The sequence below is a fragment of the Halobellus clavatus genome, assembly GCF_900107195.1.
In the GTDB taxonomy this organism is placed as follows: domain Archaea; phylum Halobacteriota; class Halobacteria; order Halobacteriales; family Haloferacaceae; genus Haloquadratum; species Haloquadratum clavatum.
On the sequence record NZ_FNPB01000002.1, the window covers coordinates 106,115 to 132,507 of the forward strand.

Here is a 26,393-nt window from a genome sequence, read left to right on the forward strand (position 1 = left end):
ACGACGCCGACTTCCTCACTCGGTGAACATGATGTCGGTGAGGAACTGCGCCGATTTACTGACCCCCTCGTGGAGTGGCTGGGGGGTGTTCAACTGCTGGATGCTCACCGGGCCGTCGTACCCGACGAGGTCGAGCGTCGAGATGATGTCCCGCCACTCGGACTCGCCGTGGCCGTAGCCGACCGCGCAGAAGGCCCAGGACCGATCGAGTCGGTCGTCGAGCGGGGTCATATCCCACGTCCCCTGCAACTTCTTTTGCTCGGGGTACTCGACGACGTCGGAGGTCTCGAAGTGCATAATCGCGTCGTGCTCCGCCAGATAGCGGATCGAGGCCACCGGGTCGATCTCCTGAAGCCAGAGGTGACCGGGGTCGACGTACGCGCCGATCCGCTCGCTCGTCGCTTCCCGCAACCGGACCAGCGTCGGCGGGCTGTTCACCAGCATATTGACGTGAATCTCCAGCGCGACGTCGACGTCGTGGTCGTCGGCGAAGGCCCCCAGTTCGTTCCAGTACGGAATCGCGACCTCTTCCCACTGGTACTCGTACTGTTCGTGCTGCTCGCCGGGCGGGATGGGTGAGACGATCCAGTTCGGCGTCTCGTCGTTCGGGCCGCCGCCCGGCAGCCCCGAGAACGCCGAGACCGTCTCGACGCCGAGTTGCTCCGCCAGCCTGATCGTATCCCTGAGCAGTTCGTCGGCCTCGGCAGCCTGGTCCTCGTCAGGATGGAGCATATTGTGGCCGGTCGCGCCGAGCATCGAGAGTTCGATGTCGTGGTCCGCGAACGTCTCCAGCAACTCTGCCTGCGCGTCGGGGTCGTCGAGATACTCGTCGGGGTCACAGCGCCAGTCGACGCTCTCGACGCCGAGGCCGCTGAGAAACGCGAGTGTCTCCTCGATCGGTTCCTCGAACGGCAGCGTCTGTACGCTCAGATGCATACTGGCCGGTACGCTGGAACCCAAATAAGTGTACCTCCGGCCTCGGTCGGTTCTCCCCGCCGACACTGGGGTCACGTCAAGTACGCTGCGGTCTCACCGACGACGCCGCATCACCGCAAGTACGCTGCGGTCCCACCGACGACGCCGCATCACCGCAAGTACGCCGCAGTCACACCGCCGACACTGTACTCCTCGTGCTCGGTGCCGCGGACTGCTATCGTGCTCCTGCAGCAAACGCTTTTGTCTCCTCGTGTGGTGGTCATACTCGTGCTTGCAGACAAGACAGCGTTCGTCACAGGTGCCAGTCAAAACATCGGTCGCGAGATCGCGCTCACGCTCGCCGATCGCGGGGCGAACGTGGCCATCGCGGCCAGAAGCGACGGCATATACGAGACGGCGGAGTTGATCGACGATCCCGACCGCACGCTTCCCGTGGAGGTCGATCTCACGGACACCGCGGCGGTCGAAGACGCCATCGAAGCGACCGCGGATACCTTCGGCGGACTGGACATCCTCGTCAACAACGCGGGCGTTCCGGGACCGACGAGCCCGATCGAAGAGACGGGACTCGACGAGTGGAACCACGTCTTCGACGTGAACCTCCTCGGGCAAGTCCGGACGATCAGAGCCGCGGTGCCGCACCTGCGAGAGAGCGACGCGGGTCGCATCGTCAACATCGCCTCGACGGCGGCGAAGGACGTCGTCCCGGAGAAATCACCGTACAACACCTCCAAATCGGCCGTCATCGGACTGAGCCGATCGCTGGCCGCCGAACTCGGCGCCGACAACATCACCGTCAACGCCGTCTGTCCCGGGGCGACCGACGGCGAGCGGATCGAGCGATCGATCTCCCAGCAGGCCGAAAATATGGGCGTCTCCTTCGAAGAAGCCAAAGAGCGGCTCTTCACCGGCGACGCGGCCCTGAGCACGCTCGTCGAGACACAGGATACGGCCGCGCTGGTCGCCTTCTTGGTCAGCGACGAGGCGCGGTACATCTCCGGGCAGGACCTCAACGTCGACGCGGGTGCCTGTTTCGAGTAGGCCCCGCGGGAGGGGCGTCGTTTCCGGGACGGCTTCCGCTGTGGCGAAGAAGCTATGTATCTATGTAGCGAATCTACGCTCCGTTATGTGCGTGCATCGCCAGACGTTCCGATCGGACACACCGCCGACTGAGACCGATGAGTGACGACGACGCCGACTCCAGACGCCCGCCCTCGTTCCTCGGCCGGCTGCTGTACGGCGGCACGCTGTTTTATATGAGCGTGGACGGGTTCAGAAACAACGAAAAGCGGGTCGAGATCGCCCGCGACAGCGGGGTTCCGGCCCCCGAACTCCTGGTCCCGTTCGCTACCGGGATGCTGCTGGTCGCGACTCTGCTCCTCACGCTGTGGGTGTGGCCGCTCGTCGCGGCCGGACTGATCCTCGTGTTCTTCTTCTCGACTACCCCGGTGATCCACAGTTTCTGGGAGTTCGAGGGGAAGGACCGGGCGAATCAGAAGATCAACTTCCTGAAGAACATCGCCCTCATCGGCGCTGCGGTCACCTTCCTCGTCGAGGCGCTTCGCGCCCGCGAGGACTGACGCGTCTGCCGGTCTCTCAGACCGGTTCGATCCGACTCACGTTCGCCTCCAGCCGCCCGACCGTCTCGTAGGCGCCGTCCTCGGTTCGCCGCATCAGCCGTCCCTCGACGTCGTCGCGCGGTTCCGGGACGTCGAACAGGCCGGAGCCGCAGACCACGTCGCCGTCGTGGACCGCCCACGTCTCGATGACCTCGTGGGGTTCGCCGGGGAACTCGACGCGCTCCCAGTCGCGGCCGAAGTTCGTCGACTCGAACAGGGCCACCTCGTGATCGTCTTCGCGCCACGCGGGCGGGGCCTCCTCGCCGCCGCAGAAGATGACGGTGCCGTCGTGGATGAACACCCGCCTGATGTACGAGAAGTCGTTCCCCTGGTCGATTCGGGTCCAGGACTCACCCCCGTCGGTCGTCCGGTGGAGCCCGCCCTCCGCGACCGCGTGACCGAGACCGAGATTTTCGAGGTTGTGATCCAGATAGCCCGTCGCGGCCAACCAGACGTCTTCGGTGATCGGCAGGATCTGGTGGATGTCGTCGACGATGGTGTCCCGGCGGTCGTCCCAGGTCTGGCCGCCGTCGTCGCTCACGTGGATCCCTCCGGCCTCGACGCCCGCGATCAGTTGGTCGGGCCGGCCGGGGACGTTCTCGAGCGCCCTGAGGCGGGCGTAGTGGGGATCAATCGGCGACTCCCAGTGACCGCGCGAGGGGATGTCGCGGAAGCCCTTGCACTCGGCCCAGGTATCGCCGCCGTCGGTCGAACGGAAGATGTAGGGATCGTTCGTCCCTGCGTAGAGGGCGTCCTCTGTTCCCAGGATCGACCACACTTCGCTCTGTCCCGCGTGCCAGAACCGGTCACCCAGGGGCACTTCGAGGTCTTCCCACGTGTGCCCGCCGTCCCCCGATCGATAGGCCCCCTCCGTGGACGCCACGAACACGCCCTCGAAGGCGTCGAAGGTCTTGACCGCCGTGACGATCCCACAGTCGAGGACCTGTTCCGCGTCGGGTCGGTCGAATGGGACGTCGTCGACGCGATACAGTCCGGCGTCGGTGCCGATTAACAGCGCCATATGGCAACGCTCACCACCTTCCGTAATAAACTTTGGTGGCAGACGGCTCCCGGTCGACCGACCCCGGTCGTCCGCCGACGCAGTCGACGGATCCGCCCTTACCGTCGCCCAAACAGTTATATCGATAGTGATGGACTCGAACCTATGGGCGAGGCAGACCCCGACGACGTAGACGAGCGTCCAGTAACCGCAATGCGGACGGCCAACCGTCGTGAGGACTTCGGTGGGCGCCGTCCCGGCGAGTACACCCACTGGATCGAAGAACAGCTCTCCTGGAAAGAGACGTGCTACATCGGCGATTGGACGTTTCTGGCGAACCTCCGGCTGACCGGCCCCGACGCGCTCGAACTCCTCTCGGACGTCAGCATCAATTCCTTCGACGACTACGCCGTCGGCGAAGGCAAACACCTCGTACAGTGTAACGAAGAGGGCGACGTCGTCGCCGACGGCGTCATCGTCCGCGAGGGCGACGAGGAGTTCATCATCCACGGCGTGCCGTCGTACTGGACCGCCTACCACCTGGAGCAGGGCGACTACGACGCCTCCACGGAGTGGCGGGACACGTTCAATTTCCAGATTCAGGGACCGAACTCCCTGCAGGTCCTCGACGAGGTCGCCGACGAGGCCCCACGCGACGTGGACTTTATGCACTTCGGACATATCGAGATCGCCGGCCACGACGTGCGAGCCGTCCGGTTCGGGATGTCCGGCGAGGTCGGGTTCGAACTGCAGGGCCCCGGTGAGTACGGCGACGAGGTGTGGGACGCCATCCTCGAGGCCGGCGAGGAGTACGGCATCCGTCGACTCAGCGTGAAGACCTCCGCGATCAATCAGCTCGAGTCCGGCATCCCGACGCGGATCCGCGACTACGTCTCGGCGATCCTCCACGACGAGATGACGGAGTACCGAGACTGGCTGCGCGAGCATATGCACCGCGACCTGATCACGCATCCGATCGAGGGCAGTTTCGACTCCGACGACATCACAGACTGGTACCGTGACCCCGTCGAACTGGGCTGGGACTGGTACATGGACGAGGACGACGACTTCATCGGGAGCGACGCGCTCAAGGCGAAAGCCGAAGATCCCGACCGCACCCTGGTCACCCTCGAGTGGAACGACGACGACGTCTCAGACGTCTATGACTCCCTCTTCGGATCGGGTGAGACGTACAAGTATATGGATATGCCCCACCAGCAAAAGCGGGCGATGATCGCCGACGAGGTCCACAAAGACGGCGATCAGGTCGGTGTCGCGACGATGCGCGGGTACACCTACTACTTCCGGAAGATGCTCTCGCTCGCGGTCATCGACACGGAGCACGCCGAGCCCGGGACCGAGGTGACGGTGCTCTGGGGCGAAGGCAACGAACCGGAGAGCCCCACCGTCGAATCGCACGCGCAGAAGGAAATCGACGCGACGGTCGCCGCGACACCGTACAAGAAGGACCGCCGGCGGGCGAATCTGCAGGAAGCAGACGACTGAGTCTCCAACGAACGGAGTCTTATGAATCGCCAAGTCCGAAGACGGACGCCGGATTCTCGTAGACCACCTGTCGAATGTGCTCGACGTCGATCCCGAGGCGGTACAGTTCGAGGATCGCGCGCTTGAGCGACAGCGGATCCGATCGGAGGATGTTCGCGCAGTCGGTGTCGATCATGATTCGTTCGGGCCCGTACGTCTCGACCGCGTCGGCGACGTCCGCGACGGTCACGCCGGTCATCCACGAGTGTCCAAGCGTGAAACTCGCGTAGCAGTCGGTCTCCTCTAAGAGGAATTCGAGGTTGTTGCCGTCGGCGTGCGAGGCAACGATTTGCTCCTCGTCGAGTCCGGCGGCCGCAGCGGCCTCGACGTCGATCCGGACCGCCTCGAGTTCGGGGTTCGCCGCGTCGATCACGGGGTCCGCGCCGAGCGAGACGTTCTTCTCGTAGCCGGGAACCCCCAGTTCCGGTCGGTAACTCCGACCCTCACCGACGCCGGTGTTCGGCGTGTGGAGGATGACGGGGAGCCCGTTCTCGTCGGCGATCTCCATCTGTCGCTGGACCGCCGCGCGCTGTTCTTCCACCGGCCAGGCGCTGACGTGCTGTGCGGGCGTGACGCCGGTCTCGCCGACCGCGACCACCTCGTCGAGGGCCACGTACGCCTCCATCGCGTCGAACAGCGCGTCGGGATCCTCGATGCGGATTCGGGTCGGCGCGCCGATTCCGAGTTTCGTCTCGTAGAAGTGGTTCCGCTCGATCGCGGCGCGTCGGTTGATCGCGTCGTCCCAGAGATATCTGACATCCTCGGCCTCGACCGGCCTGTACGGCGTCCAGTGTGCCCCCGAGGCAATCATCACCATCGCTTGGCACCCGGCGAGAGCGTACTGCTCTCTGTCCGTCCACGACAGGGTGTGGGCGTGATTGTGTGGGTCGATCCACGGCAGAGTGAGCAGCTCCGAAGGGAGGTCGAGATCGCTGTCGAGTGACGCGGCGTCGGTCGGACGCTTCGTCGGGTTCGCTGAAGTCACTACGAGGCGATAGCGGATTGTCGGGTTAATCTCTTTTGGAACGGCGGCTGAGCGGCTGAATCGGGCACTCCGCGCTTAACTGTGTTCGATGTGCAGTTCGAGTTCGTTCGTCGCGGCCAACACCAGATCGGGCAGTTCGTTCTCCAGTCGGTCGCTCTTCAGCCGCGTGGCGGGTCCGGAGACGCTGATCGCGCCGATGATCTCGTCGTCGTTCACCGTGACGGGGGCTCCGATCGCGTGGACGCCCGCCGTCGACTCCTCGCGATTGAGCGCGTATCCTCGCTCGCGGATCTCGGCGAGGTCCTCCCGGAGCCGCTCGGGATCCGTGATCGTGTTCGGTCCGGTCTGTTCGAGGCTGATCGAGTCGATGACCTGCTCGCGCTCCTCCGCGGGCAGGAACGCGACGATCGCCTTCCCCGCGGCGCTGGAGTGGATCGGTCCGCGGCGTCCGGTGTGCGCGCCGGTCTGTACGGGATTGTCGCCGATCTCGGTGTACAGATACACTCGATCGGTCCCTTCCCGGATAATGAACTGTGCCCGCTCGTCGGTCTGGCTGGCCAGATCGTCGATCTTCTGTTTGACCATGGAATAGCCTGGGACTTCTCGCCGGAGGAAGCCCCCGAACGTGAGAAACTTGAAGCTCAGGCGGTATCCCTCGGGGCCGCGGACGACGTACCCGTACTCCTGGAGCGTCGCCAAGTGCCGGTGGACGGTACTCGTCGCCATTCCGAGTCGCTCTTCGAGTTCCTCTCTGGTCGCCTCGCCCTCCTGGAAAAGCGCTTCTAGCATCTCGAACGACGTTTCCGTCGTCTTGACCCGCGATGCGCTTTGGTTTTCCATACCATATACTCGTGTGCATCGGACTTATATTTCCCGGATACTGGGAGGCCGCTTGCAGAACGGTCACAACAGGACTACAATCGGGCCGAGTCCCTCACGCTGTGTCCTATCTGCAGCACGGTTATTCACATATCGAAAAGCGTGAGTGAAACCGGCGTCTCAACGACTCAGACAGATTTATTCAGCCACCAATGACAAAGACTATTCCGATATTGCGGGAAGATTTGGGCCAACCCACCGCTACGACGACGCACTGTTAGTAACATCCGTACATCTGTTACGTGACCGGCGGTCGGATTCCGTGAAGTGGTACCAAAGCAGCATCTGGTCGAATAGTATAGGTTTTTATAGTATGACAATGAAATTACCACTTAATTATTTTATGACACAAAATAGCACTTCTGACCGATAGAAACTCGAATAATTCTGAAATAGGTCGATATAAAAATATCACTAATACAGAAAAGATAGTTCATATCTAATCGACGACACAACGAAGTGTGCGGTGATCGGCTCCGGGCCGACGCAGGCACGATTTTTTGTACGATCCCGTCGTACTCGGGGCTATGAACGAGTCCCCGCAAACCGATGCCGCTCACCCGCCCGACGAAGACGATGCGGATTTCGGAAGTCGGAACGGCGGCGACGAGATCGAGGACCCCGTCGGCGACCTCCTGCCACGCGCGAGCGTCGACTCCCGCTGGTGGTACTGGATCGCCGCCGTTCCCCTCTACGTCGTCTTCGGCGGCGTCCTCGCCGTTTTCTTCGTCGGCGCGCTCCTCTTCGATCTCTTCCTCACCGGCGGGCTCGTGACGCTCTTCGGCGCGGTCGTGATCGTCCCAATCGTCGGGCTCGGCGGACTACTGCTCACGATCCTGTTCCCGATCGCGACGTACATCGACGCCCGCGCCATCGCCGAATCCGACGCCTCCTGGACGCCCAGTCCGCTGCTGTGGGGGCTGATCGCCCTCGCGACTGTCGTCGGAAGCGTGTTCACGCTGTCGCTGGTCGTGGCCCTGTACTACCTGTACAAGCGCCACGTCGAAATCGGGACGCCCTGACCGGGCCGGCCGCCAGTCGTCACCCGACACCGACGACGCCGCAGTGCCGCGTCCACCCCCACGGACGAGTGCTACTTCGACGCTGCGGAGGGCGCGGACGCAGAGCGCATCGGGCATCGACTGGAGCGCCCGATCGGATACGACAGCGCGGACGCTGCGACTGTCGTGGTGCGAGCGCGGGGCTGAGTACGAACCATCACAGCGCGATCGGAGCGCGTCCGTCGAACTCGGTCGTAGCGGAATCCGTCCGGTCTGCCCCGTCCGGGCGACGCCGGCTCGGTAGAGAGCCGTGGTGAACGACCCCGGTCGGTCGCGACTGAAATGGTGGCCTTTTCACTCGTGGCCGTCGAGGATACATCAATGACCACTCGCGCCACACTCCGATTGGCGACCCGGGGCTCGGACCTCGCGCTCCGGCAGGCGGCGACAGTCCGGGACTCGCTCTCGGGCCGACGCCAGGACGTCGACCTCGTCGAGGTCGAGACGCGGGGCGACCAGATTCGGGACGAACTCATTCACCGACTCGGCAAGACCGGCGCGTTCGTCCGCGCGCTCGACGAGAAGATCCTCGACGGCGATGTCGACGCCGCGGTTCACTCGATGAAGGACATGCCCACCGAGGGGCCCGCCGAACTCGTCGTCTCGGGCGTCCCGGAGCGCGAGTCGGCCACCGACCTCCTCCTGACGCCCGACGGAACCCCGCTCGAGGACCTGCCGCAGGGCGCGGTCGTCGGCACCTCCTCGCTCCGGCGAAAGGCCCAACTGCTCGCCGAGCGGCCCGACCTCGAGGTCGAACCGCTCCGCGGCAACGTCGACACGCGGATCGAGAAACTCCTCGCCCCCGAACTACAGGCCGAACACGAGCGCCGTCTCGAAGCCGAACAGGACGAGAAAGCCGACGGTCCCGACGCCGACGAGGGAGACACCGACGGTGGGGCCGAGCGTTCTGACGCCGACGCCGACTTCGCGGAGTCGACCGAGGCGTGGTTCGACGGCCTCGCGGAGATCGAGCGGCGCGCGCTCGAACGCGACCTCGACACCGAGTACGACGCGATCGTCCTCGCGGAGGCCGGCCTGCGCCGCGCCGGACTCCTCCACCACGTCGAATACGTCCCCCTCGACCCCGCGTCGTTCGTACCCGCCCCCGGCCAGGGCGCCATCGCCGTCACGTCCCACGCTGATGGCGACGTGTCGGAGACGGTCCGATCGGCGATCGATCACCCGCGGACGCGCGTGGAGACGACCGTCGAGCGGACGGTGCTCGCCGAACTCGGTGGCGGCTGTATCGCGCCGATCGGCGTCCACGCGACACTCCAGGGCGAATACGTCCACACGGCCGCGCGAATCCTCTCCGGGGACGGGACCGAGGAGGTCGCGGCGACTCGCGACATTCCGGTCACAGACCACGCGAACGCGGCGGCGGCGTTCGCGGCTGACCTCGCCGATCGAGGTGCCGACGACCTGATTGCCGCGGCCCGCGAAGCCGCGGAGGAGTGACGATGCGCGAGGAAGACGCGGACACGCCGGATGCGACCCAGTCGGACACGACCCAGCCGGAGGCGACCCAGTCGGACACGACCCAGCCGGAGGCGACTCAGTCGGATGCGACCCAGTCGGAGGCGACCCGATTGGAGGCGGGTCCCACAGAAACGGACGCGATGAACTCCGACGCGACGGCGCCGGACCTCGGTTTCGTCTCGCTCGTCGGGAGCGGTCCCGGCGATCCGGAACTGCTGACGGTGAAGGCGAAGCGCCTGCTGACGGAAGCCGACGTCGTCCTCCACGACAAGCTTCCCGGGCCCGAGATCATCGAGTCGATTCCCGAGGCCAACCGCGAGGACGTCGGCAAGCGCGCCGGCGGCGAGTGGACGCCACAGGAGTACACCAACCGCCGCCTCGTCGAACTCGCTCGGGACGGCAAGCACGTCGTCCGACTGAAAGGCGGCGACCCGTTCGTCTTCGGCCGCGGCGGCGAGGAGATGGAACACCTCGCGAGCGAGGGGATCCCCTTCGAGGTCGTGCCCGGGATCACCTCCGCAGTGGCCGGTCCCGGTGTGGCGGGGATCCCCGTGACCCACCGCGACCACGCCTCCTCGGTCTCGTTCGTCACGGGCCACGAGGACCCGACGAAAGACGAGTCCGCAGTGAACTGGGAAGCGCTCGCGGCGACCGGCGGCACGCTCGTCGTCCTGATGGGCGTCGGGAAACTGCCCGACTACACCGCGGCGCTCCGCGAAGCAGGGATGGAGCCCGACACGCCGGTCGCGCTCGTCGAACGGGCGACCTGGCCGGGAATGCGCGTCGCGACCGGGACGCTCGAAACCATCGTCGACGTCCGTGATGCGGAGGGGATCGAACCCCCCGCGATCACCGTGATCGGCGCGGTCGCAGCCACGCGCGAACGCGTCCTGGAGTTCCTTCGAAACCGACCCGGCGACGCGGAGGACGAGGGATGAACCGGGACGTCCGCGTCGCGGTCTTCCGCCCGGACGACGAGCGGATGGCCGACGCCGTGGAACTGCTCGACTCGCTCGGTGCGATTCCCGTCCCGGATCCGATGCTCGCCGTCGACCCGACGGGGGCGGTGCCGGGCGACGCCGACGAGGCTACGCCCGACCCGGACGTCGTCGTCCTGACGAGCAAGACCGGCGTCGAACTGCTCGCCGAGGCGGACTGGTCCCCCGGCGACGCGACGCTCGCGTGCATCGGACCGAAGACCGCATCGACAGCACGCGACGCCGGCTGGACGGTCGATCTCGTGCCCGAGGAGTACACCTCCGCGGGACTCGTGGCCGCGCTCGCCGACCGGGTGGCCGGACGCGCGGTCGAAGTCGCCCGGAGTGACCACGGGAGCGACGTCCTCCTCGACGGTCTCCGCGACGCCGGCGCAGACGTTCACGAGACCGTCCTCTACCGCCTCGCTCGCCCCGAGGGCTCGGGCCAGTCGGCAGTGATGGCCGCCGGCGACGAGTTGGACGCGGTCTGTTTCACTTCCTCGCTCACCGTCGAGAACTTCCTCGAGGCGGCCGCCGAGCGCGACCTCCGGGCGGAGGCGATCGCCGGGCTGAACCGCGCCGTCGTCGGCGCGATCGGTGCCCCGACCCGGGAGACCGCCGAGAGTCACGGAATCCGGGTCGACGTCGTCCCCGACGACGCCACCTTCGAGGCGCTCGCGACAGCCGCGGTCGAGGAGGCCGCCCCGACGTACCACGACTGACTCGACAGCGTGAAGTCGGCGACTCGCCGAGCCATCGACGTGTCGGAGACGTGGCGAGCGGTCGGGCTGATCGGCGGGTGGCAGACGGCGGCGAGTCTCTGCTACTACAGCATCTTCGCCGCGACGGGCTTCGTTCGCGAGGCGTTCTCGCTCTCGGAATCGCTCGTCGGGGTCTTTCTCACGGCCGCGCTCGTGGGCTACACGGTCGCGCTCTTCCCGAGCGGCGCGGCCGTCGACGGATACGGCGAGCGACCCGTGATGCTGGCTGGACTCGTCGGCCTCGCGGTCGCCGCGGTCGCCGTCCCGCTCGCACCCACGTACGCCGCGCTGCTCGCGGTGGCCGTGATTCTCGGCGCTGCGTACTCGACGGCGATGCCGGCCTCGAACCGGGGGATCGTCGCCGCCGCGCCGACCGGCCGGACGAGTCTGGCGATGGGGTTCAAACAGGTCGGCGTCACGACCGGCAGCGCCGCGGCCTCGCTCGTCGTCACGGGCGTCGCGGCCGTGGCCGCCTGGCAGGTCGGCTTCTGGGCGATCGGGTTGCTCGCTGCCGGCTACGCCGCCCTCTTCGCGGTCCAGTACCGCGGTCGCTCCGGGACGGGCGAACTCTCGGTACCGGACGTGCGCGGCCTGCTCGGGCGGCCGACGTACCTCGCTCTCGTCGCCGCGGGGTTCTTCGTCGGCGCGTCGATCTTCACGATGCTCGGGTACATCGTCCTCTACGTACAGGACGCTGTCGGCGCGAGCCCTGCGCTCGGGGGTGTTGTGCTCGCGCTGACGCAACTGACTGGCAGCGGAGCCCGCATCGGGGCCGGCAGCCTCGCGGACCGCCTCGGCGGCGCTCACGGGGCTGCGCTCGTCGCGCTCGCCCAACTCGCCCTCGGGGGGACGCTGTTCGGTGCTCTCGCGCTCGCACCGGGATCGATCGGGCTCGCGCTCGTCCTCTTCGCGGGCCTCGGCGTGTCCATCCACGGGTCGACCGGCGTGTTCTACTCCTGTCTCACCGAACTCGTCGACGGCGACGAGGTGGGCGCAGCCACGGCCGGCGGGCAGACCGCGATCAACCTGGGCGGCGTCGTGACGCCCCCGCTCTTCGGCCTCCTCGTCGAGACTGCCGGCTACGACGCCGCGTGGGCGTTACTCGCGGCCACTGCCGGTCTGGGAGCCGTTCTCTTGTTTACCGTCGTCCGCCGGACGTCGGCCGGAACGTGGGTTTAAATCCGAGAACGACACACGACCGGGTATGAGCGCGGACACGACTACCGGTCGAGACGCCCCCGTGCCCGACCTCCGCGATCGGGCGGCCGCCTGTGCGGAGCGCCTGCGCGACGCCGACCGCGTCCTCCTCGCCTCGCACATCGACGCCGACGGGCTGACGAGCGCGGCGATCGCCGCGACCGCGCTCGAACGCGCCGACATCCCGTTCGAGACCGTGTTCGCGAAGCAACTCGACGAGACCGAAGTCGCGCGGATCGCCGCTACCGACTACGAGACGGTCCTGTTCACCGACTTCGGGAGCGGGCAACTGGACGTGATCGCACCGTACGCGGCCGACGGCGCGTTCACGCCGGTGATCGCCGATCACCACCAGCCGGCCGACCTCGCGGATGAGACCCCCGAACCCGAGTATCACCTCAATCCACTCCTGGTCGGGTTGGACGGGGCCGCAGAGCTCTCCGGTGCGGGCGCGAGCTACGTGCTCGCCCGTGCCCTCGAACCACCGGGGGCCGACAACCGCGATCTCGCAGCGCTGGCGATCGTCGGCGCCGTGGGCGATATGCAGGCCACCGACGGCGGCCTCTCGGGGGCGAACGAGGGGATCGTCGCCGAGGGCGTCGCCGCCGGTGTCGTCGAGGAGGCGACCGACCTTCTCGTCTACGGCCGACAGACCCGACCGCTGCCGAAGTTCCTGGAGTACGCCTCCGACGTCCGGATCCCGGGAATCACGAACGACGAGAACGGCGCGATCGAGTTCCTCGCGGATCTCGATCTCGACGTGAAAGATGGCGACGGGTGGCGTCGCTGGGTCGACCTGTCGATGGCCGAGCGACAGACGGTCGTGAGCGGTCTCTTGCAGCGCGCGATCGCCTCGGGGGTCCCCGCCGACCGGATCGACGAACTCGTCGGGACGACCTACACGCTCACCGACGAGGATCCGGGGACCGAACTCCGCGACGTCAGCGAGTTCTCGACCCTCCTGAACGCGACGGCCCGCTACGAGCGCGCGGACGTCGGCCTCGCGGTCTGTCTCGGCGACCGCGACGCGGCCCTCGATCGGGCGCGAACCCTGCTCAGGAACCACCGGCGGAACCTCTCGGAAGGCCTCCAGTGGGTCACAACCGAGGGAACGACCGTCGAGGACAACGTCCAGTGGTTCGACGCCGGCACCCGGATCCGCGAGACCATCGTCGGCATCGTCGCGGGGATGGCCGTCGGCGCGTCGGGGATCCGCGGCGACGTTCCGATCGTCGCCTTCGCCGAGAAGTCCGACGAGGAGGTGAAAGTCAGCGCCCGCGGTTCGCACGTCCTCGTCCGGAAGGGGCTCGACCTCTCCCGCGTGATGCGCGAAGCCTCCCGGGCCGTCGGGGGGGACGGCGGCGGTCACGACGTCGCCGCGGGGGCGACGATCCCGGCCGGGACCCGCGAGGCGTTCATCGCGGAGGCCGACAGACTCGTGGGCGAACAGTTGTCCTGAGGTCCCCGGGCTCACCGCGTGCTCGGCGCGCCCGGCCGCTCCCGCCGATCGAGCCGGACCGACGGTTCGCCCGCGACTCCGGGCGATTCGACCACGACCAACTGTCGGTCTCCGGGGTCGCCCGTGACACGGAAGACCTGTTCTGCGGCCCCGACGTAGAACGCGGCGAACGTGTCGTCGATGTCCCGATCGTCGACGACGTTCAGGACCGTGTCGGTGGGTTCGAAGACTCCGCCGTCGTTCTCGTAGCGCGCCTCGCGCGCCGCCTGCTCGCCGAGGACCGCAATTTCGCCCGCGATGTTCCCGACGATGAGGAGCGGTGCGTCCCGCCGTGCGTCGGTCTCTTCGTTCACCTCACCGAGCGACCGCCGCTGGAGATCGAAGACGTTCGGGCCCCGATTCCAGGTGTCAAACGCGTCGAGGACGAACAGTCGGTCCTCGGCCGTCGCTGTCGACAGCGAATCGTCTCCCGGCGCCGCTCCGAAGGCGTCCGCGAGCGTTTCGCGGTCCAGCGTCGGTGTCGGCGTCAGCGAGACCGCACGCCCGTCGGCCAGCGCCGCGACGACAAGCCGCGCCAACAGGTCGTCGACCGGAACTCCCTCGCCGCTCCGGAGAACGTGCTGTCCCCCCTCGACGAGCCCGCCGCAGTGCTCGTCGACCGGCAGCCCGGTCGACAGCCGATCTCGCGATCGCTCGGCGACGTCGGCGGTCGAGAGGGCGTCTTCGACCTCCCGGAGCATCTCGGTCTGTTCCCCACGAGCGTCGCGGATCTCACCGATGCTGGCGCCGATATCGTCGGCCCGATCTGCGACTCCTTCGGCGCTCGTCGCGATCGATTCGCTCGAATCTGCGAGGTCTTCGGTTGCGGCCGAGACCGACTGCACGTCGTCGGCGGTCTCTGAGACGACGTCTGCGACCGCGTCGAACTCGTCCATCGTATCGGCGACGTGGTCGGCCCCGCGCTCGATCTGCGCCGTCGTGGCCTCCAGTTGTGCGACCGTCTCGTCGGCGGCGGACTGCACGCCCGTCAGCGCCGATTCGATCGTATCGGCCTGCGATTGCGCCTCACTCGCGAGGCTCTTGATCTCGTCGGCGACGACGGCGAACCCCTCGCTGTTGCCGTCCGCACGAGCGGCCTCGATCGAGGCGTTCAGCGCGAGCAGATTCGTCTGCTCGGCGATGTCGTCGATGCCGGCCAGCGCCGTCTCGATCGTGTCGATCCGGTCGTTCAACTGTTCGACCTCGGTCGCTAACTCCTCGCTGGTCTCCCGGACAGCTTCGATGACCTCCATCGCCTCAGTGGCCGCGAGGCGCCCGTCCGCAGCCCGTTCTGCAGCGTCTTCGCTCCGGGTAGCGACCTGATCGGTACTCGCGGCCACCTCCTCGATCGTGGCGCTCAGGTCCGATACCTCGTGGACGACCGACGCGATCTCGTCCGCCTGCGAATTCGCCCGCTCGTCGATCGTCGCCAACTGACCGTCGACGGTCTCCGATGCGGTCCGAACCGCCCCCACTGCGCCCCGAGCGTTCGCGATCGCTCGCTCGTCGACCGCGACGGCCTGTTCGCTCGTCCCGCGCTGTTCGTCACTCGGCATCGGTTTTGATATCGACAGTAAGATCGAGGAACCTGTGTACAAGCGGTACAACTAGACGCATCGAGTAGCTGTTCATCGGCATTCTCTCAACTAATAGTGGAATGTATAAAATATCGGGTGGGGGAAAGACGTGCCAACGGATTCTTCGAGGCGAGCGACCTCAGTAGGTGAGGCCGATCGTCTCAATGCGTACGGTTCTCGAACCTCTGCGGAATGGACAGTTATTCGTCTTCAGAAATTTCGTAGGTTTCATACCTAACGCTTTTACACCGGATGACGTCCCTTCTTTCAACGATATCCATCGATCGAGACACATTCGAGAACACGAGCGAGGACGAGCTCGCGGATCTTTCGGTCCCAGATCAGGCCCTCGGGTTTCTCGTCGCCAACGAGGATCGGGCGTTCAAAGCTCGCGAAATTGCCTCGCAGATCGACGTTGACGAGGGGGCAGTGAGCACTGCACTCTCACGATTGAAGGACCGCGGTCTGGTCGAACACAAGGCGACGTACTGGGCGGTGACTGACGATGCTGAGCGCCTCGAAGGATACAGCGGGTACGAGCGGGCGACCGCACTGTTCAACGACCAACTCGGTACAGACGATAAGGAGGCGTGGCGCGAGCACGCACCGCAGGAACCCCACCCGAGCGTTGAGGATGACCAGTGACCGACGAAGAGACACCGATTTTTGAGCGCGGCGATATCGTCTACGGTGATGATCCATTCAAACGCGAAGAAGACGCTCGCCCCCGGCTTATCCTTTTGAACCACGAAGGCCGACCGTTCCACGGCGAGCAGTATATTGCGGTAACACTAACGTCGAAGTCTGGATGAATCGCCTCATTGCCATTCCCAAGGAGTGCTGGCTTCGTGGCGGGACGTCGGACGAGAGTCGGATCGTCCCGTGGGGCGTCCAATCCATTGACCACGAGGATATCGACTTCTGGCAGGGGTGTCTTGCCGGAGATCTCGTTGATGAGACCGTTGCTGCACTCGGTGAAGAGCTTCAGTAGCACATACTCCCGGCTCACAGAAGTTGATGACGAATTGCGGGAGTGGGCACCTCACGGAGTATGGCTATCGCTGGGAGATCGAGGGTGGGTACAGGTCGATCAAACGGTTCATGGCAGCGACGACGTCGAAGGATTTCGGGCTTCGATTCTTCTACTTCGCGTTTGCGTGTCTGCTGTACCCGATCTGGCGAGCGATCGATCTGCTCGTGCCGGTTGAATTAACCGACGAGTACGAGCACTCGCCTATCATGACGGCCGACAATACGTGACGCTGCTGAAGAAGGAAACCGGAATCGGGTAGAGAGACGCCTTCTGGGTTGGCGAGGCGTCTGAGTGGCTACACTATCCGAGGCCACCGAAACACTCCGAATTAGTTTCTATCTCAACAAGAATGGTCGTTTGCAGAGGGATCTGAAGCAGGTTCTACTATCGATTCGTCCGAAACCACGCATCACAGCCCCGCTAAACCTGCTGTAGTCTCAACTTCCCAGCGACCCCAGTAGTTGAGACTGGTCGTCTCAATGCATAAGATTGGATTCGACGGTTGAACGCCAATCGTTTTCCCCGCTACCCCCTTCGATTGAATTGTATCGATCGCCGAGCACGTCGCTCCGGCTGTGTGTACAGATACAACGGATGCCACTCGCTCAACTCCTCGAACAATACGTTAGTCTGGGTATCTTCGTCCTCGCTGCAGGCCTGAGTGTACTCAGCTTCCTCGCATGGCGGCGGGAACGTGATCGTCGTATGTGGATCGTTACGCTCGGGTACGCGATGTTCGCCGTCTACGGACTCATCGTGTTTCTCGAGTACCCGCTGCTCCCGTACTTCCCGTACGCGACGCTGGAATTACTCGAACACGGGAGTGCAATCCTGATCCTCGGTGGCCTCCTGGCGTTTTTCGTCGCTTTGACGCGGGATTGAGCAATGTCGGACCCGGATCTCGAATTGGCCTCTCGGCGGGAAATCTACCAGTGGATAGCCGATACGCCTGGAATTCACTTTCGCGCGCTCCTCGACGAACTCGAGTACGCGCAGGGGACGCTCCAGTACCAGCTCAGGTGGCTCGCCGATGAAGACCTGATCGACGTCTCTGACGACGGCAAGTACACGCGGTACTATCCGGCTGCCGAGTTCGACGAAGCCGATCGAACAGTGATGAACGCGCTGCGCCGGGAATACAGTCGCCGCATCCTCGCACATCTTCTCACGGACGGTCCGCTCTCGACAACCGAACTCAGCGACCGCCTCGACAAGGCACAATCGACCGTCTCGTGGCATCTTTCGAAGCTCGCCGAGGCTGACCTCGTCACGAAAGAACGCGACGGCCGAAGTGTGGTCTACGAGGTCAGCGATCCCGATCGCGTCAAGTACCTCTACACGGTTCACCGGCGCTCGTTCACAGACAAAGTCGTCGACCGTATCCTCGGCCTCTGGGACAGCTACTAACCCGGGGTCGCGTTCGACGGAATCCCTCGAAGCACCAACAGACGCAACAGGAGAACGTACACGAGAAACGCCACTGAGGGTCCCAGCAGAGGACGGATGAGTCCCGTTAGATCAGTCCCGATCGCTGCAGCATGGATTGTCCCGAACGCGAACCCAGCATATGCGAATGAGTGGACAACACGTGGGCCCCAGGGGCGCTGGAAGCGTTTTGCGTCAGTAAAGCCGAGCACCGCGACGACGAGCATGAGCAGTGCCCCCGCACCTACGGCGATGCCGCCGAGAAAGTACGGCATCGAGTATGCCGGCGCTGGAACCTGTCCGGTGACGACGAACCACGTATCAAGGACACCGAGTCCCGCGTGTAGCAACGTGACGATCATCGCGAACACGGATAGTTCGATATGGATTCGTTGAGCGGCCTCGTGGAGCATTCCAAACGACTCCGTGTTGTAGAGGATCCCCGTGAGAACTGCCAGATACAACGCCGGATACGTCACGAGTGCGGCGCCTCGGTCGAGGAGCCAGACGAGCTGTGACATCACGATGCCCCCGTCGTTTCGACGACATCGGGACAGCCGTCCACGTCCTGGAACCCGTTTTTCGTTTCCGGTCGTGTCGGACACGTATCCGCGGAGTCGTTGATACCATCACCATCGTAATCGGCAGGGGCCTGTCGCGTCGAAACGGTCTGGTCGACGAGGTCGCTTTGTTTTTGTTCGGTCGCTTGGGCGGCACGCACGTCTCCGATCTGCCAAAGAGCAGGGACAGCCACCACTAAGACGACCATCGCCACGACAGTGATTCGTTGCTTATGTGTCCAAGACATGTGTCTCAAAGCCATCTGTCGTATGGAAGACGCCATCGTGGATGATGAGCGCCTCTAGACCCTCCCATTCCGATGCTAATTCGCGTGCCTTGGCAAGCGGGAGTGCCGCGAGGGTCGTCGCCAGGGCGTCGGCTTCCATACAGTCTCGGCGCGCCACGACGGTGACCGATTCATGCCGAGAGCCGAGCGATTCGGCGGTCGGATCGTAGATGTGGTCAGTGCTGTTTCGCGACCGTCGGTATCCGCCGGATGTTGCGACGTACCAGTCCGTGTCGAGGACCTTCAGCGGTGTGTCGTCACCGTACGGGCTCTCGATGGCGACCGGTCCCGTCGGTGGGGACATGTCACCGCCACCACTGACGAACCCACGTCGGCCGAGTCCCGTGAGCGTCTCGGCGGTTCGCTCCACGATGTACCCCTTGGCGAGGCCATTCAGGTCGAGTTCGACGTCGGTCGTGACGTGCGACCCGCTGGTTCGGACAGTTCCGGCATCAAACTCTGTTGGTAGCGTTTCACTGTCACCGCGCAGGAATGTTTTGAGGGTGTGTTCGACGCGGCCCTGATGAATATCGAACACCCCCTCGGTCCGGTCGTTGTATTCCAGCCCACGGCGGACGATACGAGCGACGTGTTCGTTCATTACCTCCCCTTCACGGTTGAGCTGGCTGACGGCACTCGCCGCATCGAAGGCGTTCAGTTGGGCTTCGAGTGATTCAGCCGTTTTTCGGGCCGCAGTTGCCCCAGCCTCGGCCCGAACGCCCGTCGCCTGAATCCGAAACGTCGTGTCACAACACTCGAACTCGCGGTAGGTGTCCCCAAACCGTTCGTAGACCGATGCGAGCGATCCCATCATCTCGGTCACTCGTCCTCTTCGTGTTCTTCGTCCTCGTGTTCCTCTTCGTCTTCATCCTCGTCGTCTTCTTCATACTCCTCGTGTTCTTCGTCCTCGTATCCGGACTGGGTCTGGACTGCTGGGGTGAACTCCTGATTCGGCGTCGGCGCATCCGCAGTAACCTGTTGTGAGGATTCTGACGCGGGCGTATCTGGTGAGTTAGGTTGCTCGCCAGCCTGCGCGAGGCCGCCACCGGGCAGCGCAAGGGCCCCGGCGACACCAGCTGTGAGGAGCGCACCGACGAGCGTGAAGGCGACGAGTTTGTTTTTCGGGACGGGAACGCGCATGATTAGCTACCCCTCGGTCCACAACCACTATCTTCGACGTGTCGGTCGTTGCGTTCTGCCATTGCAGATAGAGGGTTGAGACAGCCTTAGTAAGGCGTTCGCGTCCAACCATCGAATTTTCGTACAGCTATCGAATCGGTTCAGAGCGCGAGGTGGATTCTGAGTATGTCTGTGACTTCGTTATCGAGCAGCTGGCACTACTGGTGATCCCCTGTTTGCTCTGCGTACGGAATGATTCGGCGGTTGTACGAGGATTCGATAGATGGACGCGAACGAACTTTTCGGCGTTGTATCTACGTATTTCTATGCAGACTCGTTTACAGCGAGCAAGTCTGGTCGTTGTACTCCTGCTAGTCGTTAGTGGAGTCGGCACTGTTCAGGCGGGGGCATCACCAGTAGATGGTGATCATGCAGTTGTGGAAAATCTCGACGCAACAGAACAGTCACTCTCCCCTGTTTCGGACATAGGTGAATTGGATGGTGAGGAAAAAGAAGGTGAAGATGCAGAGGATTCGGACGAAGATGAGACAGGCGCGAGTCTGATTGGAGATTGGTGGGGCCTTGGTGGCGAAGTGAGTGAAGCCCCGTATATTGGTGTAGTTGAAGCCGGCGTTGTCTTTCTCCTCGTCGGTGTCCTCGGGTACAGTCTCGCAAAGCGAAAGCGATTGCTGCCGGTGCAGTACCGTCGGTATCAGTTACAAACACACCAGTGGATCGTTCTCATCGGGACGGCACTAACGCTGCCACACTTCATTGCTGTCGAAGAGTGGGAAGGCCTCGGTCTCGCAGTTGCTGTCTTACTCGGTGTAGAGGTGGCGAGTGGCCTGTATGGTCGATATCTACATCGACACGTCGTCCGGCTTGGACGAGGCGATGAGACACCGTCAGTCGTTGGCCGTGTGCTGACTGTCACAAAAGAGACTCTCTTTTCACGATGGCGACGAATACACGTCTTGCTGACTGTTGTCACTGCCATCATCCTCGTCCTCCACATTATCACCGCAATCGGTGACTGACCTTCCCGTGGTCTCGACTCAGCCTGATAGTAGAGGAATGACAGCAAAGTTGGAATTGGCCCGTTTCGGACAGTGCCGCACATCTTTCGATGGAGATGAGTCCGTACACGAGTCAGGGGTATGGAGTTCTAGTGGTCCCGAGTGATACTTCCCGCCGTGATGTCTTTCGACGAATCGCTCAACGCCCACACGTCGATTGGCCGGCCTACGACTCGACGCCTCTGTACGACCAAAGTTCACTGACAGCGCTCACAGAGGATATTCGGACCGTCTCGGGGATCTGGTTCGAACACAGCGCTCACAACTCGGCCGAGGGGTTCGTCTGTCAGTATCCACTATCTTACGTGGAGTTCAATTCCCACGACCAGTCGACACTCTGGCGCAGTTGGAACAAGCGCTTCAGTGCTGACTTCCGTGAGGCAGTCGAGAGGACGGCGCGGACGATTCTCATCAACGCACAGAATGCCGGTGTTGCGATTTCTCGTGACCCAGAACGGAAGCTCCAGTACCACAACGACGAATCTAGTGCGACCGATCCGGACGAACAGACTGTTTTGGAAGAAGCAGCGAAGATCACTGACCACGTCAGCCGTGTCGTCTTTCCGGCGTTCTCGCTGACCGTGGCGAGGGCTGTGAGATACACGAGAACGCCTACTGGGACTTACAGATGTATCTCGGACTCCGTGAGAGACTGGCTGCGAACGAAGGGGCTCGCAGTTTCATACATGAATCCACTCGGGATCGGACCCCACTGGGACACGCCCATCACAAACACATCCGTGACCTCTCGATTGAACAGCTTCGAGCGATGTACCGGCAGGCCATCACTCGGCTCCTGAACGAAGTTGCGGAGACAGAGCAGTTCTTTCGAGCAGGCATCGTCGCTATCGACATTACCGAAGCTGACCCGTTCACCGGTGATAGAACGGGCTACGAAGACGAGATTATCGGGACGAAGGAGAAAACCGACGAATACGCCTATTAGTGGGCGACGGTACAGTTGGTCGGGAACGCTGTCCCACTCGTCCTCGATGCCCGCCCGGTACGGAAAGACGAGTCCCGACTAGAAATCGTCGAGGACTTGCTCAACTCCGCCGAGGACCTCGTTCACGTCGATAACGTGCTGATGGACAGGGAGTTCGATAGCCAGCACGTCTTGGAGATGATCAGCCAGCGTGGGCTCTCCTACGTCGTTCCGAAGCGGATGCAGACCAGCGAGAAAGCCCAGGCTAAGCGATTGCTTCGACGTGATCAAGACCGCTACGAGACCGACCGCAAGCTCCATCTCGGTAAGAACGAACGGCACGAAACGACGCTGATCTACCGCCGGAAAGAAGACTCCGAGCACGACGACCACCGGCAGTACTCGGTGTTTATGACGAATCGGGGGAGCGGACATCTCACGGAGTATGGCTATCGCTGGGAGATCGAGAGTGGGTACAGGTCGATCAAACGGTTTATGGCAGCGACGACATCGAAGGATTTCGGGCTTCGATTCTTCTACTTCGCGTTTGCGTGTCTGCTGTACTCGATCTGGCGATCGATCTGCTCGTGCCGGTTGAGTTGACTGGCGAGTATGAGCACTCACCGGTGATTACAGCGGACAACACGCTGACGCTGCTGAAGAAGGAAACTGGAATCGGGTAGAGAGACTCCATCTGGGTTAGCGCGCCTCCTGAGTGGCTACACTATTGGCCATCTAAAAAATCTGCCCATACGGTTGGGGGTTTGACAAGAATGGCCGCTTGGAGAGTGATCTGGAGCAGTTTCCGCTGACCGAATCAGTCAAATTCGCGCATCACAGCCCCGCTAAACCTGCTGTAGTCTCAACTTCCCAGCGACCCGTTCCGTATACCGATATGAGATTTATTACGGCGGTTGCGGCTTCGAGATCGTCGTCGGTGCAAGCACCGCTGACGGTGCGCTTGACTTTTTTGCTCCCTCTCCCGGTCAGTGCAGGCCGACGTGCGTCCTCGCTACCGATGAGCAGTGCCTCGCTCTCATCGGTGATCGCCCTGAATAAAGTGTATTCAGATATATCGAACACCAGCGATACTCGGAATCCCATCACAGACCATCGCCGGGGGCTCGATAGTTTTTGACAAACCACCAAATCTCAATAATATTTATGCCGAACCGGGAACAATTATCATCTGGAACCGAGGTGATCAGCAATGGCGCTGCCGACTGATCCCACGAGTTCCTGGATGCAAGGGCTCGAGTTCCCGTCCCGAATCTTCGGCGATGGGCGTACCGACTACGAACTGTACGAGGAGGACGACGAGTTCGTCCTCGCCGTCGAGATGCCCGGATTCACACGCGAGGACATCGACCTCACGTGGGACGACGGCGTCCTGAACATCGCGGCCGAACACGTCAACGAGGACCGCGGCCGCAGGCGGACGTACCACCGACGCCTCCGCTTCCCCAAGGACGTCGACGAGGACGCCATCGCCGCGACGTATACGAACGGCGTCCTCGAGGTGACCCTCCCGCTCGAAGCGGAGGGCGACACCCACGGGCAGACGATCCCGATCGAGGGCTGATCTCCCGAACCGGGTGAGTAGTCGGGTCGGCATCTGAGCGGAGCACCCGCTCCGGCCGATCTGTCGCCGTTCTTTGGGTGTCATTCGGATCGCTGAAGTCGTGTGGAACGAACAAACTCTTAGCGTCGAACGTCCCACGTTCAGCCGATGCTTTCGGGGCTGTTCGTCCTCGGAATCACCGTCGCCGTCTTCGTCGGCATCAACATCGGCGGCTCCTCGACGGGGGTCGCGTTCGGTCCGGTGACCGGTAGCGGCCTCCTCTCGATGCGGCAGGCGTCGGGGCTGATGGCGATCTTCGTGCTGCTCGGCGGCTTCACCGTCGGCACGAACGTCGTCGAAACGCTCGGGAGCGGGTTCGTCCCCGCGGAGTACTTCACCCTCAGCGCGTCGATCGGCATCCTCCTGTTCATCGGCCTCGCGATCCTGCTGGGGAACGTCCTCAAAGTGTCGACGAGCACCAGCCAGACCGCCGTCGCCGCGGTCGTCGGGATGGGGGCGGCGCTCGGCGTCCTCAACTGGCGGACCGTCGGCGTCGTCGTGCTCTGGTGGCTCCTCTCGACGATCCTCGCGTTCTGGATCTGTGCGTTCATCGGGCGGTACCTCTACGACGCAGTCGTCGAGCGACTCGATCTGGAATCCCGAAACAGCCGTCTCGCCGAACTCGCCGTCATCGGTATCGGCTGTTATATGGCGTTTTCCGCCGGCGCCTCGAACGTCGCCAACGCCGTCGCGCCACTCGTCGGCTCGAATCAGTTGGGAATGCTCCCGGGGGTCGCAGTCGGGGGCCTCGCCATCGGGGTCGGCGCATTCGCCCTCGGGCACCGGACGATGGAGACAGTCGGAGAGGACATCACAGACCTCTCGCTGGAGGCGTCGCTACTCGCTGAATCCATCGCTGCTTCGATCCTCACCGGACTCAGCTGGGCCGGCATCCCGGCGAGCCTGGCCGTCGTGCTCACCGCGTGCGTCATTGGCCTGGGCTGGGGGCGTGCGAGTCGTCGCGTCCCGTTGCGGTCGATCGCGCGCCCCGACGGAACCACGGCGAGCGAGCGGTCGGTGCAGGCCGCCGACCGACTCGATCTGTTCGATCCGAGCGTCACGAAGCGGATCGTCACCACCTGGATCGCATCACCGACCGTCGCCGGCGTCATCGCCTTCGCGGCGTTCGAGGCCGCACAGCGACTCAATCTGCTGGCCTGATCGCCCCGACTCCCCGTTCAAATCGCCCGGCTCGACCCGGCGAGTCGCTTTTGGTGTCGAGACGTGAAGTGGCGATGACGATGCTACTCAGCACGCTGAGCGGCCGCTTCCGCGGTCGGGAGACGCAGTTCCACATCGAACTCATCTACGGCGCGCTCTTCATCGTCGGCTTCGCTTATCTCATCTTCCGGATCGATCCGCGCGTCGCGGCGTTCGAGGGCGGTCTCGTCGTCGGCTACCTGCTCCGGGTCTGGGAGAAGATGTCCATCTACGAGCGGATTCTCGAGGAGGCCGTCTCTCAGGAGGCCGAGACGCAGGTGGAAGCCGAGGTCGAAGCGCAGGTTGAGGGGCAGGTGCAAGAGCGCGTCGGCGAAGAGGTCGACGAAGAAGTCCAAGAGCGCGTCGAGGAGACGGTCGACGAAGAGGTCCAAGAACAACTCGAAGCGCAGGTCGACGAGACGATTCCGGAACAGGTCGACGAACGCGTGCAAGAACACGTCGCAGAGACAGTCGACGAGGAAGTACAGGAACGCGTGGACGAACGTGTCGAGGAACGCGTCGACGAAGAGGTCGAGGAACGCGTCGACGAAGAGGTCGAAGAGCGCGTTGCGGCCGAGATGACTGACAACGCGGAGTAGTCGTTCGGTTGCTGGCTCACTCGTTTGCGTCCGCTTGCCCGTCTCCGTCCGCCTGCTCGTCTGCGTCCACCTGTCCGTCTGCATCCGCCTGCTCGTCTCTATCCGCCTCCTCTTCCGCCCGGACAGTCAACACCGGCACCGACGACGTGCGGAGCAGTTTCTCGGTGACGCTCCCGAGCAGGTAGCGGTCGATCCCCGTCCGGCCGTGCGTCCCGACGACGAGGAGGTCGATGTCGTTCGCCTCGACGTACGCGTTGATCTCGCGGTATGGCGACGTGCCAGAGACGACGCCGGTCGTGATGCGGTCGGCCGCCACGCCCGCCGCGGCGGCGAGGTCGCTCCCGGCGTCGACAAACTTCGCTGCGTTCTCCTCGAGTTGGTCGATCTGCAGGTCGACGCGGGTGTCGAACCCGAGGTGGGCGACGTCGACGATCGAGAGCACGTCGAACCGGGCGTCAGTCGCGGCCGCGAGGCCAGCCCCCAGTTCGACTGCGGTCTCGGCGCACCTGCTGCCGTCTGTCGGCGCGAGCAGCCGTCGATACGGGTACTCTCTGCTGTCGTCAGTCGGGGGAAGCGCCAGCACGGGCGCGGGCGAGCGCCTGACGACGCGCTCGGTGGTGCTGCCGAGGAGGATCCGTTCGAGCCCCGTCCGGCCGTGCGTCGGCATCGCGATCAGGTCGATCCCAGCCTCCTCGGTGTAGTCGACGACGGCGTCCGACGGCGCGCTGCTCGCGACGCTCGTGACCGTCTCGACACCGCGTGCATCGGCGCGCGCTGCCGCTGCTGAGACAACGGAGTGGGCCCGCGATTCGATCTCGGCGGCGACCTCGGTGCGTCCGCTCGTGAGAGTCTCGTCGTCGACCCCCGCGGCCGAGAGCAGGTGGACCGTGGCGCCGTGCTCGGTCGCGAGATCGAGGACGTGGTCGAGGACCCGACTCGCCCCGTCGCTGCCGTCGGTCGGAAACAGGACGTCTTCGAACATACCCCTACATCTTCGCCAGGATACATATAGTTCGGTCCGCGGACACAACCCC

General features: G+C 63.8%; 27 protein-coding genes and 3 pseudogenes. 19 read left to right on the forward strand and 11 right to left on the reverse strand.

Annotated elements, in window-relative coordinates; translation table 11 throughout:
* Nucleotides 1-15: 15 nt before the first annotated feature.
* The gene (locus tag BLU74_RS03965; RefSeq protein WP_089765486.1) at nucleotides 16-936 is read right to left on the reverse strand and encodes a sugar phosphate isomerase/epimerase family protein; all 921 of its coding nucleotides are present in this window, start codon (nucleotides 934-936) and stop codon (nucleotides 16-18) included.
* Nucleotides 937-1,203: 267 nt separating this feature from the next.
* Here BLU74_RS03965 and BLU74_RS03970 point away from each other — a divergent pair, with 267 nt between their 5' ends.
* Complete coding sequence (locus BLU74_RS03970) at nucleotides 1,204-1,977, forward strand: SDR family NAD(P)-dependent oxidoreductase (RefSeq protein ID WP_089766049.1); 774 nt, start codon at nucleotides 1,204-1,206, stop codon at nucleotides 1,975-1,977.
* Between the two features lie 137 nt (nucleotides 1,978-2,114).
* Nucleotides 2,115-2,516 (forward strand): DoxX family membrane protein, encoded by a 402-nt coding sequence (locus BLU74_RS03975; protein WP_089765487.1) that lies wholly within the window; start codon nucleotides 2,115-2,117, stop codon nucleotides 2,514-2,516.
* A 16-nt stretch (nucleotides 2,517-2,532) separates the two neighbouring features.
* On the opposite strand, the gene BLU74_RS03980 is transcribed toward BLU74_RS03975, so the two are convergent.
* Nucleotides 2,533-3,576, reverse strand: a complete 1,044-nt coding sequence (locus tag BLU74_RS03980) for a WD40/YVTN/BNR-like repeat-containing protein (protein ID WP_089765489.1) — start codon at nucleotides 3,574-3,576, stop codon at nucleotides 2,533-2,535.
* Nucleotides 3,577-3,720: 144 nt separating this feature from the next.
* On the opposite strand from BLU74_RS03980, the gene BLU74_RS03985 reads away from it, so the two are divergent.
* Nucleotides 3,721-5,061, forward strand: a complete 1,341-nt coding sequence (locus tag BLU74_RS03985; RefSeq protein WP_217635332.1) for a hypothetical protein — start codon at nucleotides 3,721-3,723, stop codon at nucleotides 5,059-5,061.
* Nucleotides 5,062-5,080: 19 nt separating this feature from the next.
* Here the strand turns inward: BLU74_RS03985 and BLU74_RS03990 are convergent, their stop codons facing one another.
* Complete coding sequence (locus BLU74_RS03990) at nucleotides 5,081-6,085, reverse strand: TatD family hydrolase (RefSeq protein ID WP_089765491.1); 1,005 nt, start codon at nucleotides 6,083-6,085, stop codon at nucleotides 5,081-5,083.
* A 75-nt stretch (nucleotides 6,086-6,160) separates the two neighbouring features.
* On the reverse strand, nucleotides 6,161-6,925 hold the full coding sequence (locus BLU74_RS03995; protein ID WP_089765493.1) for an IclR family transcriptional regulator: 765 nt from the start codon (nucleotides 6,923-6,925) through the stop codon (nucleotides 6,161-6,163).
* Between the two features lie 566 nt (nucleotides 6,926-7,491).
* Here BLU74_RS03995 and BLU74_RS04000 point away from each other — a divergent pair.
* The 6 genes from BLU74_RS04000 to BLU74_RS04025 all read left to right on the forward strand — a co-directional run bounded on the left by BLU74_RS04000 (nucleotide 7,492) and on the right by BLU74_RS04025 (nucleotide 13,898).
* Nucleotides 7,492-7,986 (forward strand): hypothetical protein, encoded by a 495-nt coding sequence (locus BLU74_RS04000; RefSeq protein WP_089765494.1) that lies wholly within the window; start codon nucleotides 7,492-7,494, stop codon nucleotides 7,984-7,986.
* Nucleotides 7,987-8,346: 360 nt separating this feature from the next.
* Nucleotides 8,347-9,483 carry a hydroxymethylbilane synthase gene (gene hemC / locus BLU74_RS04005; protein ID WP_089766053.1) on the forward strand — a complete coding sequence of 379 codons (1,137 nt, stop codon included), beginning with the start codon at nucleotides 8,347-8,349 and terminating at the stop codon, nucleotides 9,481-9,483.
* Between the two features lie 161 nt (nucleotides 9,484-9,644).
* The gene (cobA, locus tag BLU74_RS04010; protein WP_089766055.1) at nucleotides 9,645-10,442 is read left to right on the forward strand and encodes a uroporphyrinogen-III C-methyltransferase; all 798 of its coding nucleotides are present in this window, start codon (nucleotides 9,645-9,647) and stop codon (nucleotides 10,440-10,442) included.
* Nucleotides 10,439-11,203, forward strand: a complete 765-nt coding sequence (locus BLU74_RS04015; protein ID WP_089765497.1) for a uroporphyrinogen-III synthase — start codon at nucleotides 10,439-10,441, stop codon at nucleotides 11,201-11,203. The genes cobA and BLU74_RS04015 overlap by 4 nt, the downstream gene beginning before the upstream one ends.
* Nucleotides 11,204-11,242: 39 nt before the next feature.
* Nucleotides 11,243-12,421 (forward strand): MFS transporter, encoded by a 1,179-nt coding sequence (locus BLU74_RS04020; protein ID WP_089766058.1) that lies wholly within the window; start codon nucleotides 11,243-11,245, stop codon nucleotides 12,419-12,421.
* Nucleotides 12,422-12,446: 25 nt separating this feature from the next.
* Nucleotides 12,447-13,898 carry a RecJ family nuclease gene (locus BLU74_RS04025; RefSeq protein ID WP_089765499.1) on the forward strand — a complete coding sequence of 484 codons (1,452 nt, stop codon included), beginning with the start codon at nucleotides 12,447-12,449 and terminating at the stop codon, nucleotides 13,896-13,898.
* An 11-nt stretch (nucleotides 13,899-13,909) separates the two neighbouring features.
* Here BLU74_RS04025 and BLU74_RS04030 read toward each other — a convergent pair whose 3' ends face one another.
* Nucleotides 13,910-15,493: a methyl-accepting chemotaxis protein gene (locus BLU74_RS04030; RefSeq protein ID WP_089765501.1), complete on the reverse strand. Its 1,584-nt coding sequence runs from the start codon at nucleotides 15,491-15,493 to the stop codon at nucleotides 13,910-13,912.
* Between the two features lie 294 nt (nucleotides 15,494-15,787).
* Between BLU74_RS04030 and BLU74_RS04035 the strand changes: the two genes are divergently transcribed.
* From BLU74_RS04035 to BLU74_RS04055, 5 genes and pseudogenes are all read left to right on the forward strand, one after another.
* Nucleotides 15,788-16,159, forward strand: a complete 372-nt coding sequence (locus BLU74_RS04035) for a MarR family transcriptional regulator (RefSeq protein ID WP_089766060.1) — start codon at nucleotides 15,788-15,790, stop codon at nucleotides 16,157-16,159.
* Nucleotides 16,156-16,505, forward strand: a pseudogene (locus BLU74_RS19185) (type II toxin-antitoxin system PemK/MazF family toxin). Before BLU74_RS04035 ends, BLU74_RS19185 begins: the two are co-directional and overlap by 4 nt.
* A gap of 26 nt (nucleotides 16,506-16,531) precedes the next feature.
* Nucleotides 16,532-16,806 (forward strand): annotated as a pseudogene (locus BLU74_RS04045) (transposase); the annotation flags it as partial.
* A 446-nt stretch (nucleotides 16,807-17,252) separates the two neighbouring features.
* Nucleotides 17,253-17,429 carry a hypothetical protein gene (locus BLU74_RS19250; RefSeq protein ID WP_236044526.1) on the forward strand — a complete coding sequence of 59 codons (177 nt, stop codon included), beginning with the start codon at nucleotides 17,253-17,255 and terminating at the stop codon, nucleotides 17,427-17,429.
* Between the two features lie 3 nt (nucleotides 17,430-17,432).
* A complete protein-coding gene (locus BLU74_RS04055; protein ID WP_089765505.1) occupies nucleotides 17,433-17,954 on the forward strand; it encodes a winged helix-turn-helix transcriptional regulator in 522 nt (173 codons plus the stop codon).
* On the opposite strand, the gene BLU74_RS04060 is transcribed toward BLU74_RS04055, so the two are convergent.
* Genes BLU74_RS04060 through BLU74_RS04075 form a run of 4 tightly spaced genes read right to left on the reverse strand, consistent with a single transcriptional unit; the run spans nucleotide 17,951 to nucleotide 19,959 of the window.
* The gene (locus BLU74_RS04060; protein ID WP_089765507.1) at nucleotides 17,951-18,493 is read right to left on the reverse strand and encodes a ferric reductase-like transmembrane domain-containing protein; all 543 of its coding nucleotides are present in this window, start codon (nucleotides 18,491-18,493) and stop codon (nucleotides 17,951-17,953) included. The genes BLU74_RS04055 and BLU74_RS04060 overlap by 4 nt on opposite strands.
* Nucleotides 18,493-18,780 carry a thrombospondin type 3 repeat-containing protein gene (locus tag BLU74_RS04065; protein ID WP_089765509.1) on the reverse strand — a complete coding sequence of 96 codons (288 nt, stop codon included), beginning with the start codon at nucleotides 18,778-18,780 and terminating at the stop codon, nucleotides 18,493-18,495. Before BLU74_RS04065 ends, BLU74_RS04060 begins: the two co-directional genes overlap by 1 nt.
* Complete coding sequence (locus BLU74_RS04070) at nucleotides 18,764-19,633, reverse strand: FAD:protein FMN transferase (protein WP_089766061.1); 870 nt, start codon at nucleotides 19,631-19,633, stop codon at nucleotides 18,764-18,766. The genes BLU74_RS04065 and BLU74_RS04070 overlap by 17 nt, the downstream gene beginning before the upstream one ends.
* A 5-nt stretch (nucleotides 19,634-19,638) precedes the next feature.
* A complete protein-coding gene (locus BLU74_RS04075; protein ID WP_089765510.1) occupies nucleotides 19,639-19,959 on the reverse strand; it encodes a hypothetical protein in 321 nt (106 codons plus the stop codon).
* Between the two features lie 416 nt (nucleotides 19,960-20,375).
* Between BLU74_RS04075 and BLU74_RS04080 the strand changes: the two genes are divergently transcribed.
* Both BLU74_RS04080 and BLU74_RS19255 read left to right on the forward strand, forming a co-directional pair.
* A complete protein-coding gene (locus BLU74_RS04080; protein WP_217635335.1) occupies nucleotides 20,376-20,975 on the forward strand; it encodes a hypothetical protein in 600 nt (199 codons plus the stop codon).
* A gap of 95 nt (nucleotides 20,976-21,070) precedes the next feature.
* A pseudogene (locus BLU74_RS19255) lies at nucleotides 21,071-22,622 on the forward strand (transposase).
* A gap of 151 nt (nucleotides 22,623-22,773) precedes the next feature.
* Here BLU74_RS19255 and BLU74_RS04090 read toward each other — a convergent pair.
* Complete coding sequence (locus BLU74_RS04090; RefSeq protein ID WP_089765514.1) at nucleotides 22,774-23,043, reverse strand: hypothetical protein; 270 nt, start codon at nucleotides 23,041-23,043, stop codon at nucleotides 22,774-22,776.
* Between the two features lie 106 nt (nucleotides 23,044-23,149).
* Here BLU74_RS04090 and BLU74_RS04095 point away from each other — a divergent pair, with 106 nt between their 5' ends.
* From BLU74_RS04095 to BLU74_RS18820, 3 genes are all read left to right on the forward strand, one after another.
* Nucleotides 23,150-23,521, forward strand: a complete 372-nt coding sequence (locus BLU74_RS04095; RefSeq protein WP_089765516.1) for an Hsp20/alpha crystallin family protein — start codon at nucleotides 23,150-23,152, stop codon at nucleotides 23,519-23,521.
* A 147-nt stretch (nucleotides 23,522-23,668) separates the two neighbouring features.
* On the forward strand, nucleotides 23,669-24,721 hold the full coding sequence (locus BLU74_RS04100; protein ID WP_089765518.1) for an inorganic phosphate transporter: 1,053 nt from the start codon (nucleotides 23,669-23,671) through the stop codon (nucleotides 24,719-24,721).
* Between the two features lie 74 nt (nucleotides 24,722-24,795).
* On the forward strand, nucleotides 24,796-25,359 hold the full coding sequence (locus tag BLU74_RS18820) for a spore germination protein GerPC (RefSeq protein WP_175454558.1): 564 nt from the start codon (nucleotides 24,796-24,798) through the stop codon (nucleotides 25,357-25,359).
* 16 nt (nucleotides 25,360-25,375) lie between these two features.
* Here BLU74_RS18820 and BLU74_RS04110 read toward each other — a convergent pair whose 3' ends face one another.
* The gene (locus tag BLU74_RS04110; RefSeq protein WP_089765520.1) at nucleotides 25,376-26,341 is read right to left on the reverse strand and encodes a universal stress protein; all 966 of its coding nucleotides are present in this window, start codon (nucleotides 26,339-26,341) and stop codon (nucleotides 25,376-25,378) included.
* Between the last annotated feature and the right edge of the window lie 52 nt (nucleotides 26,342-26,393).

Excerpts from the sequence above, each read along its gene's own strand:
- BLU74_RS03965 (WP_089765486.1), bottom strand. The coding sequence starts at position 936 with ATGCATCTGAGCGTACAGACGCTGCCGTTCGAGGAACCGATCGAGGAG.
- BLU74_RS03975 (WP_089765487.1), top strand. The coding sequence starts at position 2,115 with ATGAGTGACGACGACGCCGACTCCAGACGCCCGCCCTCGTTCCTCGGC.
- BLU74_RS03980 (WP_089765489.1), bottom strand. The coding sequence starts at position 3,576 with ATGGCGCTGTTAATCGGCACCGACGCCGGACTGTATCGCGTCGACGAC.
- BLU74_RS03985 (WP_217635332.1), top strand. The coding sequence starts at position 3,721 with ATGGGCGAGGCAGACCCCGACGACGTAGACGAGCGTCCAGTAACCGCA.
- BLU74_RS03995 (WP_089765493.1), bottom strand. The coding sequence starts at position 6,925 with ATGGAAAACCAAAGCGCATCGCGGGTCAAGACGACGGAAACGTCGTTC.
- BLU74_RS04000 (WP_089765494.1), top strand. The coding sequence starts at position 7,492 with ATGAACGAGTCCCCGCAAACCGATGCCGCTCACCCGCCCGACGAAGAC.
- hemC (WP_089766053.1), top strand. The coding sequence starts at position 8,347 with ATGACCACTCGCGCCACACTCCGATTGGCGACCCGGGGCTCGGACCTC.
- cobA (WP_089766055.1), top strand. The coding sequence starts at position 9,645 with ATGAACTCCGACGCGACGGCGCCGGACCTCGGTTTCGTCTCGCTCGTC.
- BLU74_RS04015 (WP_089765497.1), top strand. The coding sequence starts at position 10,439 with ATGAACCGGGACGTCCGCGTCGCGGTCTTCCGCCCGGACGACGAGCGG.
- BLU74_RS04025 (WP_089765499.1), top strand. The coding sequence starts at position 12,447 with ATGAGCGCGGACACGACTACCGGTCGAGACGCCCCCGTGCCCGACCTC.
- BLU74_RS04030 (WP_089765501.1), bottom strand. The coding sequence starts at position 15,493 with ATGCCGAGTGACGAACAGCGCGGGACGAGCGAACAGGCCGTCGCGGTC.
- BLU74_RS19250 (WP_236044526.1), top strand. The coding sequence starts at position 17,253 with ATGTGGATCGTTACGCTCGGGTACGCGATGTTCGCCGTCTACGGACTC.
- BLU74_RS04055 (WP_089765505.1), top strand. The coding sequence starts at position 17,433 with ATGTCGGACCCGGATCTCGAATTGGCCTCTCGGCGGGAAATCTACCAG.
- BLU74_RS04060 (WP_089765507.1), bottom strand. The coding sequence starts at position 18,493 with ATGTCACAGCTCGTCTGGCTCCTCGACCGAGGCGCCGCACTCGTGACG.
- BLU74_RS04065 (WP_089765509.1), bottom strand. The coding sequence starts at position 18,780 with ATGTCTTGGACACATAAGCAACGAATCACTGTCGTGGCGATGGTCGTC.
- BLU74_RS04070 (WP_089766061.1), bottom strand. The coding sequence starts at position 19,633 with ATGATGGGATCGCTCGCATCGGTCTACGAACGGTTTGGGGACACCTAC.
- BLU74_RS04075 (WP_089765510.1), bottom strand. The coding sequence starts at position 19,959 with ATGCGCGTTCCCGTCCCGAAAAACAAACTCGTCGCCTTCACGCTCGTC.
- BLU74_RS04090 (WP_089765514.1), bottom strand. The coding sequence starts at position 23,043 with ATGGGATTCCGAGTATCGCTGGTGTTCGATATATCTGAATACACTTTA.
- BLU74_RS04095 (WP_089765516.1), top strand. The coding sequence starts at position 23,150 with ATGGCGCTGCCGACTGATCCCACGAGTTCCTGGATGCAAGGGCTCGAG.
- BLU74_RS04100 (WP_089765518.1), top strand. The coding sequence starts at position 23,669 with ATGCTTTCGGGGCTGTTCGTCCTCGGAATCACCGTCGCCGTCTTCGTC.
- BLU74_RS18820 (WP_175454558.1), top strand. The coding sequence starts at position 24,796 with ATGACGATGCTACTCAGCACGCTGAGCGGCCGCTTCCGCGGTCGGGAG.
- BLU74_RS04110 (WP_089765520.1), bottom strand. The coding sequence starts at position 26,341 with ATGTTCGAAGACGTCCTGTTTCCGACCGACGGCAGCGACGGGGCGAGT.